Origin of the sequence: Barrientosiimonas endolithica, from assembly GCF_030296655.1 — a bacterium.
Lineage (GTDB): Bacteria > Actinomycetota > Actinomycetes > Actinomycetales > Dermatophilaceae > Barrientosiimonas > Barrientosiimonas humi.
In genome coordinates, this window is the sequence record NZ_AP027735.1 from 3,300,462 (window position 1) to 3,313,536 (window position 13,075).

At 72.9% G+C, this 13,075-nt stretch carries 10 protein-coding genes and 2 pseudogenes; 4 read left to right on the forward strand and 8 right to left on the reverse strand.

What is annotated here, in order from left to right; genetic code table 11:
- Nucleotide 1 precedes the first annotated feature (1 nt).
- The 4 genes and pseudogenes from QUE40_RS16650 to QUE40_RS16665 all read right to left on the reverse strand — a co-directional run bounded on the left by QUE40_RS16650 (nucleotide 2) and on the right by QUE40_RS16665 (nucleotide 5,040).
- Nucleotides 2–1,498, reverse strand: coding sequence for a hypothetical protein (locus QUE40_RS16650; protein WP_350227173.1), 1,497 nt, complete (start codon nucleotides 1,496–1,498; stop codon nucleotides 2–4).
- A gap of 33 nt (nucleotides 1,499–1,531) precedes the next feature.
- Nucleotides 1,532–3,375 (reverse strand): annotated as a pseudogene (locus QUE40_RS16655) (exodeoxyribonuclease V subunit gamma); the annotation flags it as partial.
- A 122-nt stretch (nucleotides 3,376–3,497) separates the two neighbouring features.
- Nucleotides 3,498–4,205: a dienelactone hydrolase family protein gene (locus tag QUE40_RS16660; protein ID WP_289231669.1), complete on the reverse strand. Its 708-nt coding sequence runs from the start codon at nucleotides 4,203–4,205 to the stop codon at nucleotides 3,498–3,500.
- Between the two features lie 88 nt (nucleotides 4,206–4,293).
- Nucleotides 4,294–5,040, reverse strand: coding sequence for a hypothetical protein (locus QUE40_RS16665; protein ID WP_142007054.1), 747 nt, complete (start codon nucleotides 5,038–5,040; stop codon nucleotides 4,294–4,296).
- A 129-nt stretch (nucleotides 5,041–5,169) separates the two neighbouring features.
- On the opposite strand from QUE40_RS16665, the gene QUE40_RS16670 reads away from it, so the two are divergent.
- Complete coding sequence (locus tag QUE40_RS16670) at nucleotides 5,170–5,826, forward strand: SIMPL domain-containing protein (RefSeq protein ID WP_142007055.1); 657 nt, start codon at nucleotides 5,170–5,172, stop codon at nucleotides 5,824–5,826.
- 51 nt (nucleotides 5,827–5,877) lie between these two features.
- On the opposite strand, the gene QUE40_RS16675 is transcribed toward QUE40_RS16670, so the two are convergent.
- From QUE40_RS16675 to QUE40_RS16685, 3 genes are all read right to left on the reverse strand, one after another.
- Nucleotides 5,878–6,537: an FMN reductase gene (locus QUE40_RS16675; protein WP_142007056.1), complete on the reverse strand. Its 660-nt coding sequence runs from the start codon at nucleotides 6,535–6,537 to the stop codon at nucleotides 5,878–5,880.
- Nucleotides 6,534–7,703 carry an LLM class flavin-dependent oxidoreductase gene (locus QUE40_RS16680; RefSeq protein WP_289231670.1) on the reverse strand — a complete coding sequence of 390 codons (1,170 nt, stop codon included), beginning with the start codon at nucleotides 7,701–7,703 and terminating at the stop codon, nucleotides 6,534–6,536. The genes QUE40_RS16675 and QUE40_RS16680 overlap by 4 nt, the downstream gene beginning before the upstream one ends.
- Before the next feature lie 79 nt (nucleotides 7,704–7,782).
- Entirely contained in the window at nucleotides 7,783–9,357 is a 1,575-nt protein-coding gene (locus QUE40_RS16685) for an LLM class flavin-dependent oxidoreductase (RefSeq protein WP_289231671.1), read from the reverse strand.
- A 133-nt stretch (nucleotides 9,358–9,490) separates the two neighbouring features.
- Between QUE40_RS16685 and QUE40_RS16690 the strand changes: the two genes are divergently transcribed.
- The gene (locus QUE40_RS16690) at nucleotides 9,491–9,679 is read left to right on the forward strand and encodes a hypothetical protein (protein ID WP_289231672.1); all 189 of its coding nucleotides are present in this window, start codon (nucleotides 9,491–9,493) and stop codon (nucleotides 9,677–9,679) included.
- Between the two features lie 350 nt (nucleotides 9,680–10,029).
- Here QUE40_RS16690 and QUE40_RS16695 read toward each other — a convergent pair.
- Nucleotides 10,030–11,387: pseudogene (locus QUE40_RS16695) on the reverse strand (aspartate aminotransferase family protein).
- A gap of 322 nt (nucleotides 11,388–11,709) precedes the next feature.
- On the opposite strand from QUE40_RS16695, the gene QUE40_RS16700 reads away from it, so the two are divergent.
- The gene (locus tag QUE40_RS16700) at nucleotides 11,710–11,979 is read left to right on the forward strand and encodes a hypothetical protein (protein WP_289231673.1); all 270 of its coding nucleotides are present in this window, start codon (nucleotides 11,710–11,712) and stop codon (nucleotides 11,977–11,979) included.
- Nucleotides 11,907–12,974: a threonine--tRNA ligase gene (locus tag QUE40_RS16705; RefSeq protein ID WP_289231674.1), complete on the forward strand. Its 1,068-nt coding sequence runs from the start codon at nucleotides 11,907–11,909 to the stop codon at nucleotides 12,972–12,974. Before QUE40_RS16700 ends, QUE40_RS16705 begins: the two co-directional genes overlap by 73 nt.
- Nucleotides 12,975–13,075: the final 101 nt, after the last annotated feature.

Consider the following 13,075-nt stretch of genomic DNA (forward strand, 5'->3'; position numbering starts at 1 on the left):
CTCAACGCTTCCCGTGGGTGAGCATCGGGCCGAAGACGCGCAGGGCGTACTGACCGAGGCGGGTGCCCGACCCGCTCCACGCCTCGTCGCCGAGCGGCGGTCCGGTCAGGTCGTCGATGGTGCTGCCCGGCCCGCGCAGCCGCACCACGGCCGGGTCGTCGCGCTCGCCGTCGAACTTGCCGCCCTCCCAGTCGCGCTGCGCGGCATAGGTCGCGCTGCGGTCGGAGCGCCGCGACGACTTCAGCAGCGCATCGGCGTATGCCAGCGCCGTCTTGGGCGCGAACGGCACCGGCTCGCGCAGCCCGCGGTCGCGCACGTCGACCAGCTCGCGCAGCCAGCCGCGCGCCTGCTCGGGGTCGACCGGGCCGTAGGAGGCGACCTCGGCCCCGCCGCCGCGTCGAGCCTTGCCGACGGTGTGCGCGCACCAGCCGTCGTCACGATGCGGCGCGCCGGCCGCGAGCGCCAGCGCCGTGATCCAGGCGCGCAGCTGCGGCTTGGCGCCGATGCGGGAGTATCCGGCGCTGACCTGGCCGGAGTCGTAGACGCCGCCGACGGTGCCGGTGAGCCGGCGGTCGCCGCCGAGGTCGACGGTGATGTCGATGCTGCGGGCCTCGCCCTGGCGCAGCTGCCCCGCCCGCTCGACCACGGCGGCGACGGTCGGCACGATCGCCTGCAGCGCGTGCTCGCCGAGCTGCCCGGGCGGCAGCAGCCCGCGGCGCCGCTCGCCCTCGAGCACGTCCTGCGGGGCGACGCCGTCGAGCGCGTCGGCGAGCAGCCGCTCCCCCACCTGCCACTCGTCGAGCCCCTTGGCGACCTCGACGGGCACGGCGTCGTCGGGGTCGTCCTCCTCGCGCGCGAGGAGCACGTCGAGCCGGTCGCGCAGCAGCGCGCGGGCGGGGTTGTCGAAGAACCGGATCAGGTCGTCGAGCAGCACGTCGTCCGCCGGCGCGGCGGGCAGCGGGTCGGGCAGCAGCAGGGGCGGCGGGTCGGTCGCGGAGCGGGCCGCGCGTGCCCCCTCGAGCGCGGTCGGGTCGAAGCTGAACGGCGTTGCGGCGTCAAGGGATCCGGCGGTCAGGTTGCGCGGGTCGTACGCCTGCAGCGGGTGCCGCACGACCACCTCACGACCCTCGGGGAGAGTGGCGGTGCGGCGTGCCGCGTCGACGAGCTCGCCGAGCGGCACGGCCGGCGGCCGCTCGCCACCGGTGTGCTCGTCGGCCCCGGAATAGGTGACCACGAGGTGGTCGGTGGCCGCGAGCACGGCGTCGAGCAGCAGCTGGCGGTCCTCGCTGCGCTGGTCGCGCTCGCCGGTGAACGGGTCGCGGGCCAGCACGTCGTCACCGTCGACGGTGGGGGTGCGGGGGAAGACGCCGTCGTCGAGGCCGAGCAGGCAGACGACGCGGTGGGGCACGGACCGCATGGGCGTCATGGTGCAGACGGTGAGGCTGCCGGTGCGGAAGCTGGAGCGGGTCGGCCGCCCGCCGAGGCTGCGGTCGAGCATGAGCCGCACGTCGGTGAGCTGCAGCGGGGTGTCGGCGTCGGCAGACGCGACGACCGCCCCGAGCTCGCGGTCGAGCTGGGCCATCTGCCAGGCATCGGCGAGCGGCACGTCGGCCAGGGCACGGATGCCGTCGGCGAGCACGTCGATCCACTCCTGGGCGCCGGTGGCGGCCAGCAGCCCGTCGATGACGGCGGTGAGCCGGTCGAGAAGCTCGGCGAGCGCCCCGGCGAGGTCGATGTCGGTGGAGCTGACGTCGTCGACGGGGAGCACCCCTCGACGGCGTGGCCGGCGCTGCCGGCGCGGGTGACCCCGAGCAGCAGCCGGTCGATGCCCAGCGCCCAGGTGTTGTCGCGCAGCCAGCCCAGGTCGTACGCCTCGCGGTGCCGCTCGTCGATGCCCCAGCGGACGGCGGCCTGCTCGACCCAGCCGGCCAGCGTGGCGAGGTCTTCGTCGTCGAGCTCGAACCGGCGGCGCACCGGCGCCAGCGCGGCGAGGTCGAGCACCTGGCTCGCGGTGACCCGGCCCCCGGCGAGCGCGACGAGCCGCGCGGCGAGGTCGAGCAGCGGGTTGGTGCTGGTGAGGGCGCGGTCGGCGAGGCGCACCCGCAGGTCATGACCGGGGTGGCCGCTGCGGGAGGGCTCGCCTGGCCGCGCGAGGTTGAGGTCGTGCAGCCCGAAGGCCGCCTGCACCAGCGGCGCGTAGGTCTCGATGTCGGGGCACATCACCAGCACGTCGCGCGGCTCGAGGGTCGGGTCGTCCTGCAGCAGCCCGACGAGCACCTCGCGCAGCACCTCGACCTGCCGGGCCGGCCCGTGGCAGGCGTGCACCTGGATCGACCGGTCGGCGTCGGCCACCTGCCGCGCGGCTCGGTCGCTCTCGAGCGGCTCGTGGTTGGCGCGCAGGTCGGCCTGCAGCCAGCCCAGCCAGGTGTCGGGGGTGCCCGGGTCGACCCCGGGCGCGGCCTCCTCGGCGCCCAGCCCGCCGAGGGTGCGACGCAGCTCGCGCGAGTCGCGGCCGAGCGAGAGCAGCAGCAGGTGGTCGACCTCGTCGGCCGAGCGGTCGTCGCGGCGGCGCACCGGCCCGCTGGCGGCCAGCGGCTCGAGCGTGTCCCACAGCGCCGGCGAGGGCTGCGGCAGCCACAGGTGCACGTCGCGGCGGGCCCCGAGCGCGGCGAGCAGCTCGGCGTCGGTGCGCGCGATGCGGGTGTGGCCGAACAGCGACAGCCGGTCGGGCAGGTCGAGGGTGTCGTCGCCGCGCCGCAGCCGCTCCAGCGTGGTGCGGTGCCGCTCGTCGGGAGGTGGCTCGCCGATGCGCTCGACGACGTGCCGCCACAGCGGCGGCTGCCAGCGCAGGTCGTCGTCGAGCAGCCCGCCGCCGCCGTCGTCGTCGCGCTCGTCCCGCCAGGCGGTGAGCAGCGCCGGCCGCTGCTGGGCGTACGCATGGAACAGCCCGGCCATCCGCCGCGCCACGGAGTATCTCCGGCCCCGGCGCAGCTGCCCCTGCACGCTGTCGTCGCCGTGCCCGAGGTGCCGCGCCAGCGGCTGCGCCCAGTCGTCGTCGAGGTGCTCGTCGATGGTCGCGAGGACCGACCAGACCAGGTGGTCGGGCAGCCACGGGTCGTCGCGGTCGCGCCCCAGCAGCATGGTGACGAGGGAGGCGGGGGTGAGGAAACGTACGCCCGCGCAGACTCCGTCGGCGCCCGCCCCGCTCGTGCCGAGCCGGTGGGACAGGCGCTGGGTCACCCAACGCTCGACGCCCCGGGCCGGGACCACCACGACCTCCTGCGCGAACGGGTCGCTCGGCGGCACCGCGAGGAGACCGGCGAGCTCGTCGGCGAGCAGGTCGGTGCGCGCGGCGCGATGCAGGTGGAGCGGCACGGGACCGACTGTAGGTGGGAGGGGTGACAGGGGGCCGACGCTGGTCGAGTAGCGGCGAGGGACGAGCCGCGTATCGAGACCGCTTGGGAAGGTCTCGATACGCCCCTCCGCAGGCTCCGGGGCTACTCGACCAGCGTGGCCTTCAGGAACTCCAGCGTGCGCGCCCAGGCGAGCGAGCTGGCCTCGGGGTGGAACCAGGCGGCGTCGTCGTTGTCGAAGGCGTGGTCGGCGCCGTCGTAGGTGTGGAAGGTCGTCGCGGGCTGCGCGGTGACCGCGGTCTCGATCTGCCGCACCGTCTCGACGTCGATGAACGAGTCGGCCAGGCCGAAGTGGTGCAGGCTCGCGCAGGTCACCTGCGGCGCCAGGTCGAGCAGCCCGGGCAGCGCCGAGCCGTAGTAGCTGACCAGCGCCTCCACCGGCTCGACCGCCGCGACGTTGAAGGCGAGGCCGCCCCCGAAGCAGAAGCCGACGAGCCCGACCCGGTCACCGGTGACGGCCGGGTCGGCCCGCAACGCACGTACGGCCGCGGCGCCGTCACGCACCGCCGCGTCCCAGTCGAGCCGCTGCGCGGTCGCCATGCCGCGCTCGAGCGCGTCGTCGCCCTGGAACGGCTCGGACTCGCCCAGCCGCCAGAAGATCTCGGGCACGAGCACGACGTAACCGGCGTCGGCGAGGTCCTGCGCGCGGCGGCGGACGTAGTCGCTGACCCCGAAGATCTCCTGCATCAGCGCGATGCCGGGCCCCGTGCCGCCCTCCGGCAACCACCGGTGGGCGGGCATCGGCCCGGCGTCGGTCTCGACGGTGATGCGTTCGGCGCGCGGCTCGCTCATGCGCCCAGTATGTGCGGGCAGGCGAGTGATCTCGATACGCCGGCTCGTTCCTCGCCGGCTACTCGATCAGCCCAGGACCTCGATCAGCTCACGCGTCGCAGCTCGGCGCCTTGTCGTACGCCGCCCGCGCCTTGGCGAACGCGTCCTGGTTGGGGCCGGCGCCGGAGACCATGGAGCGCCACTCCTTGAGGTAGGTCTCGGGGTTGGTGTGGTCCTTGCGCTTCATCATCGCGACGTGCTTGCCCCAGTCGCCGTTGACGTTGCGCCCGGCCACCACGGCCTTGTCGAGGGTCCCGGCCCGCTCGAGGCAGTCACGCACCTGCGGGCTCGCGGAGTCGCGGTCGATCGTGTCGCAGCCGCCGGACTTGCTGCCCTGATAGGTGCTGTTGGCCTTGGTGAACCCGGAGACGTCGCTGTCGCCGTTCTTCTTGGTGTCGGCCCAGATCTTCTTGGTCTGGTCCCAGCTGATCTTGCCGGCGCGGTAGTCCTTGTCGGCGTTGGTGTGGCCGGTCCAGCTGCTCCAGCTGGCGCCGGCCGCCTTGACCGCCTTGTCGCCGGCGTCGAGCTGGCTGCGGCAGCCGGCCGGCAGGGAGCCGTCGCTCGGTGCCGGGGTCTGCGACGCGGAGCTGCTCGTCGTGCTCGGCTCGCTCGGCGCCGCGGCGCTGGCCGAGTCGTCGGTCCCGCTGTGCGTGCTGTGGTCGCTGCCGCTCGCGGACTCGCTCGCCGTGGCTCCGGGCGAGGTCGGTGACGACGCCGACGTCGTGTCGCCGCCGTCGTCGGACATCAGCTGCCAGGCGCCGAACCCGAGTCCCCCCACCAGAAGCAGGCCCAGCACCGCCGCGACGGGAGCGCCCCCTCCGCCCTCGTTCTGGGCTCTGTGTTTCCCTGCCATGACAAGACGATGGCACAGTCCGGGCGCGGACGAGAACGGCGTTCATGAAATCTGGCTGCGAGACTTGGCGTCATGCAGATCGAGGTTGACGGCCGCGCGGCGGTCGCGCAGGCCCCCGAGCGAGCGACCCTGACGATGCGCCTGGGCTTCGAGGGCGGCGACCCCGACGCCCCGCTGCGCGCCACGACCGAGCTGGTGCGGCGGGTGCAGTCGGAGGTGCAGCAGCTCGCGGCGGCCCAGCCGTCGCCCACGACGTGGTCGGCGTTCCTGCCGATCAGCACCCGCAGCTGGCGGCCGTACGCCCAGGACGGGTCGCTGGCGCCGATGCGCTACGCCGCGGCCGCCGACGTGAAGGTGAAGTTCCGCGACTTCGCCGCGCTGGCCCGGTTCTGCTCCGCCTGGGGCGCTCAGGAGGGCGTGACGCTCAGCCACGTCGAGTGGACCCTCGTCGAGCAGACCCACCGGCAGCTGTCGGACGAGGTGCTGACCAAGGCGGTGCAGTCGGCGCAGCGGCGGGCCGAGTCGATCGCCCGCGCGGCCCGGGTCGACGGCGTGCAGTTCGAGAGCGTCAGCGATCCCCGGCCGAACGACGCCGGCGGCCAACCGGCCTTCGCGGCCCGCGCGATGTCGGCGAACGCCGGCGGCGAGGGGTTCGACCTCTCGCCGGAGGACGTGCGCATCGAGGAGCACGTCCGGGCCGTGTTCTCCACGAGCCGTCCGGGCGAGTAGCGCTGCGGCACAAGGCCTTCGGCGCCACTCGCCCGAGGCGACGGACGGGGCTCAGCCCGCGTGGTTGCGCAGCAGCTGGGTGAAGGGCGTGACCTCTCCGAGGTCGGTGCCCGACCTGCGCGTACGCCGGTTGTCACCGGCCGCGGGCGCGAACCCTTCGACACCGGTCGGCTCCGCGACGACCAGCGCGGCCAGCTGGTCGGCCGCGCGGTGGATACGCTCGCTGAGGCCCTCCTCGGCGGAGCCGAAGTCGGAGGTCGCGGCGAACACCGCGGTGGGCACGACGACGGCCCGCAGGTAGCTGAACAGCGGTCGCATCGCGTGGTCGAGCACCAGCGCGTGGCGCGCGGTGCCGGCGGTGGCCGCGATCAGCACCGGGGTGCCGGTGAGCGCGTCGGTGTCGAGCGAGTCGACGAACATCTTGAACAGGCCGCTGTAGCTCGCGCTGAACGTCGGGGTGACGGCGATGATGCCGTCGGCCTCGGCGATGAGCTCGTGCGCGCGGGTCAGCTTCGGGGTGGGCATCCCGCCGCTGGTCATCATCTGCGCCAGGTCGCTGGCGAGCTCGCGCAGCTCGAGGACCTCCACCTCGAGCGCCTCCCCGCGCGCGGTGACCGCGGCGCGGGTGGCGTCGATGAGCTGGTCGGTGAGCAACCGCGTCGAGGACGGGTTGGACAGACCGGCGGTGATGGCGACGACGCGACGGCTCATACCGACGCCTCCTTCTCCTGGTTGTTGTCGGCGGCGGCAGCGTCGGCCTCGGCCACGTCGGCGGCCGGGGCGACGAGCAGGTGGCGGCTGTCGGGACCCTGCGCGACGAGCGAGGCGTGCGTGGGCGGGTCGCTCGGCACGTGCTCGGGGCGACGGGCCTCGAACTCGCGGCGCAGCACCGGCACGACCTCCTTGCCGAGGATCTCGATCTGCTCGAGCACGACGTCGGTCGGCAGACCGGCGTGGTCCAGCAGGAACAGCTGGCGCTGGTAGTCGCCCATCTGGTCGGCGAAGCCGAGCGTGCGCTCGATGACCATCTCGGGCGTACCGACCGTCAGCGGCGTGGTGCGCGTGAACTCCTCCAGCGACGGGCCGTAGCCGTAGACCGGGGCCACGTCGAAGTAGGGGCGGAAGCGTTTCTTGGCCTCGGCCTCGGTCTCGCCCATGAAGACCTGGCCGCCCAGCCCGACGATCGCCTGGTCGGCGCTGCCGTGGCCGTAGTGCTCGAAGCGGCGGCGGTAGAGGTTGACCATCTGGGCGGTGTGCTCGGGGTTCCAGAAGATGTTGTTGTGGAAGAACCCGTCGCCGTAGAACGCGGCCTGCTCGGCGATCTCGGTCGAGCGGATCGAGCCGTGCCAGACGAACGGCGGGACGCCGTCCAGCGGCTGCGGCGCGAGGGTGAAACCGCGCAGCGGGGTGCGGAACTGGCCCTGCCAGTCGACGACCTTCTCGCGCCAGAGGCGGCGCAGCAGGTGGTAGTTCTCGACGGCCAGCGGGATGCCCTGGCGGATGTCCTTGCCGAACCAGGGGTAGACCGGACCGGTGTTGCCGCGGCCCATCATCAGGTCGATGCGGCCGCCGGACAGGTGCTGCAGGAACGCGTAGTCCTCAGCGATCTTGACCGGGTCGTTGGTGGTGATCAGCGTCGTCGAGGTCGACAGCTGGAGCGTGTCGGTCTTGGCGGCGATGTATCCGAGGTGCGTGGTCGGCGACGACGGCACGAAGGGCGGGTTGTGGTGCTCGCCGGTGGCGAACACGTCGAGCCCGACCTCCTCGGCCTTGAGCGCGATCTTCGTCATCGCGTCGATCCGCTCGCCCTCGGTCGGCGTACGGCCGGTGGTCGGGTCCGGCGTCACGTCGCCGACGGAGAAGATCCCGAACTGCATCGTTGCTCACTCCTCAGTGGGTAGTTGAAGTGTCCACTACCTCGAACGGTACCCCCTCCCGGGGTATTCCCGGGAGAGCTCAGCCGAAGCCGTGCGCCGCCAGCGGGTGCATCAGCTCGCGCTCCTCGTAGGCCAGGTGGGACAGCAGCGTGTCGGTCAGCAGGTCGACCGACTCACCCAGCCGCGCGAGCGCGTCGCGCCCCGCCTGGCCGTACCCCTCCGCCTCGACGAGCCCCACCAGCGCGCGGTCGAGCTGGTCGAGCACGTCGGCGATGACCTCGTGCTCCTCCTGCAGCTGGTTCAGCACCGGCTCCAGGTCGGGCTGGCTGCGCTGCAGGTGGGGGAAGACCGAGCGGTCCTCCAGCGTGTGGTGGCCGGTGACGATGCGGCAGTAGCTCTCGCAGTAGGCGCCGAGCGTCCAGTTGTTCTGCCGCATGGTCATGGTGTTGATCACCGAGCGGGCGGCGCCGACGGAAAGGTGCCCCTCGCGTACCTGATCCACGATGCTGCGCACCTGCTCCAGCTCGGCGCGCAGGCCGTCGTGGATGTCGACCAGGTGCTGCGGCGCGGCCTGCTGCGCGAGCGGGTATCGCGCGTCGTCGGGCTTGGGCAGGGTCGGCCGGCTCGCCTCGTCCCACGGGAGCTCGGGGCGCAGGCGGGTGCCGTCGTCGGCGGTCGCGGTGACCTGGAGGGGTTGCGGCTCGTCACCACGGGGTACGCCCGTGGCCGGGTGCCCGGGCGCCGTCGCCTGGCCGGTGGGCAGCGCGGTCTGCGGAGCGGAGCGGCGCTGCTCGACCAGGTCGCGCAGGCTCGGGCCGACCTCGTCGGCGAACCGGCGCAGCGTGTCGGGGTCGTCGGTGCCGAGCACGAAGGTGCTCATGCCGGTCGTCATCGCGAGGTCGGCGAGCTCCTCGGCCCACTGGTCGGGGGTGCCCTTGAGGAAGCCGCCGCCCCGGCCGAAGGACCCGAAGATGTTGTAGATCCGGCGGATGTCGCGCGGGTCGCGGCCGGCCTTGACCGCGGCGGCGTCGACGGCGGCGGACAGCTCGGGCAGTGCGGGCGGGTCGGCGTAACCCATGCTCGGCACCCAGCCGTCGGCGAGCTGGCCGGTGAGGCGCAGCATGCGCGGCTTGTACGCCCCGAACCAGATGGGGATGTCGTGCGCCGGGCGCGGGCCGCCGCGGAACCCGACGACCTGGTAGTGCTCGCCGTCCTCGCGCACCGACTCCCCCGCCCAGACCGCGCGGATGATGCGCACCGCCTCGACCAGGGCGTCGACCGCCTCCTTCGGCGAGCGGCGCGGGCCGCCGGCCGCCACGATCGCGTCCCAGAACGCGCCGGTGCCGAGACCCAGCTCGACCCGGCCGCTGGTGAGCAGGTCGAGCGACGCAGCGGACTTGGCCAGCACCGCCGGCGGCCGCAGCGGCAGCGAGGCGACGTTGGGTGCGAGACGGATGGTGGACGTACGTGCCCCGAGGAAGGACAGCAGGGTCCAGGTGTCGACGAAGTCGCGCTGATAGGGGTGGTCCTGGATGCTGACGACGTCGACGCCGCTGACCTCGGCCAGCTGGACGAGCTCGAGCAGCTGTGGGAGCGCGTCGGCGCGAGGGGTGGGGAAGAGTCCGAGCTGGATGTCATGACCAAGATCCGGCATGGGCTCATCGTGGCACCCGAAGGTGTGCGCCTTCCCGCTCGGCCGCGGGCGGAGCTGTTGCGGCGCGGGGCCGTTCGCGAAGACATGACAGACGTCAGGGGTGCCCCACCCCGTCGGGTGTCAGGGTGACGGCATGAACCGCCGCGTCCTGACCTTCGTCGCCCTGGCTGTCTCCATGCTCTACGGCGTGCTGGTGGGCGTCGCGGACAATCGCAGCGTGATCGCGCCCGTCGGGGGAGTCGTGGTCGCGCTGTGCTGGGTCGCGGTGGGGATGTTCGGCCGGGACCCCGGGGAGGGTCGCGAGCGCCGACGGGTGCGCTGACCCCGCGGCTCGGCTGACGAGGGGGCAGCCGAGCCGTCGGGCGCGTCGCGCGAGGAACGAGCGTCGCGAGGAACGAGCGTCGCGAGGAACGAGCGTCGCGAGGAACGAGCGTCGCGAGGAACGAGCGCGTCGCCGAGTGGTCACTTGTGGCGGGTACGCCGCAGTTCACACCAGCAACGAGTGACCACTCGACGCGCTGTCCGATCTGTTCGGACACGGTCGCGGTCTGGACACCGTGGCTGCGGGAAGGCAGTTCGTCGATCGGTCCGGCTGGTGAGGCGGAGTGCCGGCACACCTGGTGCGAACTGCCTTGTCAGCGCGACGGTTTGGTGGCGTGACGGGCGCCCGCCTCAGTTCTGCGCGTGGCGGTCGGCCACCTCGAGCGCCTCGTCCAGGATCTCCAACCCCTCGCGCAGCTCCTCCTCGCGCGTGGTGCACGGCGGGACCACGTGGGTGCGGTTGAAGTGCACGAACGGCCACAGGCCGCGCTCCCGGCAGGCGGCGGCGAACTCGGTCATCGGGGCGGCGTCGGCGCCGCTGGCGTTGAACGGCACCAGCGGCTCGCGGGTCTCCCGATCGCGCACCAGCTCGATCGCCCAGAACGCGCCGAGCCCGCGCACCTCGCCGATCGACGGGTGCTTCTCGGCGAGCTCGCGCAGCCCGGGACCGATGACGTCCTGACCGAGCGCGGCGGCGTGCTCGAGCACCTGCTCGTCGCGCATGGCATTGATGGCGGCAACGGCCGAGGCGCAGGCCAGCGGGTGCCCGGAGTACGTCAACCCGCCCGGGTAGGCCCGCTCACCGAAGCTGTCGCGCACCGCGGGCGAGATGATGACGCCGCCGAGCGGGACGTACCCGCTGTTGACGCCCTTGGCGAAGGTGATCAGGTCGGGGACGACGTCCCACGCGTCGACCGCGAACCACTCGCCGCAGCGCCCGAAGCCGCTCATCACCTCGTCGGCGATCAGCACGATGCCGTGCTCGTCGCACAGGTCGCGCACGCCCTGGAGGTATCCGTCCGGCGGCACGAGGATGCCGTTCGTGCCGACGACCGGTTCGAGGATGATCGCGGCGATCGTGTGCGGCCCCTCGACCGTGACCATGTCGCGCAGGTGCGCCAGCGCCCGCTCGCACTCCTGCTCCTCGGTCTCGGCGTGGAAGGCCGAGCGATAGAGGTAGGGCCCCCAGAAGTGGACGACGCCCGGCTGCGCCGGCTCGGACGGCCAGCGGCGCGGCTCCCCGTCAGCGTGATCGCGCCGGCTGTGGAGCCGTGATAGCTGCGGTACGCCGCCAGCACCTTCGGCCGGCCGGTGTGCAGTCGGGCCATGCGCACCGCGTTCTCGTTGGCCTCCGCGCCGCCGTTGGTGAAGAAGACGGTGTCGAGGTCACCGGGGGCGACCTCGGCGATGAGCCGCGCTGCCTCGCCGCGTGCGTCGTTCGCGAATCCCGGTGCCACCGTTGCCAATCGGCCCGCCTGCTCCTGGATCGCCTTGACGACCTTGGGGTGCTGGTGGCCGATGTTGAGGTTGACCAGCTGGGAGGAGAAGTCGAGGTAGCGCTTGCCGTCGTAGTCCCAGAAGTGCGACCCCTCCGCCCGCGCGATCGGCATCGGGTCGATGAGGTCCTGCGCCGACCAGGAGTGGAAAACGTGCTGCCGGTCGAGCTTGCGGACGGTGGCCTCGTCGTACGACGTGAAGTCGGCGCTCATAGGTCCAGTGTGCCGCTCGCTCCACGCGCCGAGCATGACGTCGTCGTCCGCGAGATCGAAGAACGTCCGCCCACAGCGATCCCAGTCGTCATCCGTCAGAGAACGTGCGTCAGTCATGGGCACCACCACCTCGAGAGCACTGAACCTGGAGACGACCGGTCGCGCTACTCTGCTCCCATGCAGCACGCGCAGCAGACGACGACGCCGGACCCGCTCCGGCGCTGATCAGGCTGCACTGACCACCCCGCCCCGGAGCCAGGCTCCGGGGCTTTCGCGTTGCCCCGGCCGGCTCCGAGCACCACCACCCAGGAGTCGAAAAACCATGAGTGACAACGTTTCTCACGACGAGTTCCAGGACCATCGCGAGCTCAACCACGCCCTCGGCATCTTCACCACCGACCCGTTGATCGGCAGCGGGCTGCCCGTCTGGTTGCCGAACGGCAGCATCGTGCGCGACGAGCTCGAGCAGCTCGCCCGCGACATCGCCCGCGCCGACGGCTGCCACGGCGTGCACTCCCCGTGCTCGCCAAGCGCGAGCTGTTCGAGCGCTCCGGCCACTGGGCGAAGTTCGCCGACGACATGTTCCCCGTGATGCAGCTCGGCGCCGCCCCGGGAGACGACGACCTCGTGCTGCGGCCGGCCAACTGCCCGCACCACGCGCTGGCCTACGCCGCCAGCCGCCACTCCTACCGCGAGCTCCCGGTCCGGCTCAACGAGCTGGCGCCGATGTTCCGCGCGGAGCGCTCCGGCGTGCTCTCCGGCCTCAGCCGCGTGCGGCAGATCAGCCTCGACGACACCCACGTCTTCTGCCGCCCCGACCAGATCGGCGACGAGGCGGCGCGCGCACTGCGCTCGGCCCTGCACGCCCAGGAGGTGCTCGGGCTGCCCGTCGACTACGTACGAATGTCGTTGCGCGACAACGGCGCTGGCTATCTCGGCACTGACCAGCAGTGGCGTGACGCCGAGGCTGCGCTGCGGCTCGCGGCCGAGCGGGTGCTCCCCGGCACCGGCCTCGAGCTGGTCGACGGCGTGGGCGAGGCGGCGTTCTACGGACCCAAGCTCGACCTGCAGGTGCGCGACGGGCGCGGCCACGAGGAGACCATCGCCACCGTGCAGCTGGACTTCAACCAGCCCGAGCGGTTCGACCTGACCTACGACGGCGAGGACGGCGGCCGCCACCGCGTCGCCATGATCCACCGCGGCACCGTCGGCTCGATGGAGCGGGTCGTCGCGTCGCTGCTCGAGCGCTACCAGGGGCGGCTGCCGCTGTGGCTCGCGCCGGTGCAGGTGTGCCTGCTGCCCGTCGCGCCCGGGCACGACGGCCCCGCCCGGCGCCTGCACGACGACCTGCTGGCCGCCGGTCTGCGCCCGCGCACCGACGTCGACGGGTCGCTCGGCGCGCGCATCCGGCGCAGCCGCGAGCGCCGCGACGCCGTCATCGCGGTCATCGGCGACGACGAGATCGCCGGCGACAGCGTCCAGGTCACCGACCCGGCCGCCGACTTCCGGGGAGGCGTCGACCGGGCGAGGTTCGGGGCGCAGCTGCAGAAGGCGTACGACTCGCGCGCCCGGCGGATCGACTGGTGACGGCGGGCCGGGGCCAGGCTCCGCATTTCGTGCACCAGTGAACGATCTGAGTACGCCATCGCCCGGGATACCGGCTCGGCGCCTCCGCATCTCGTTCACCG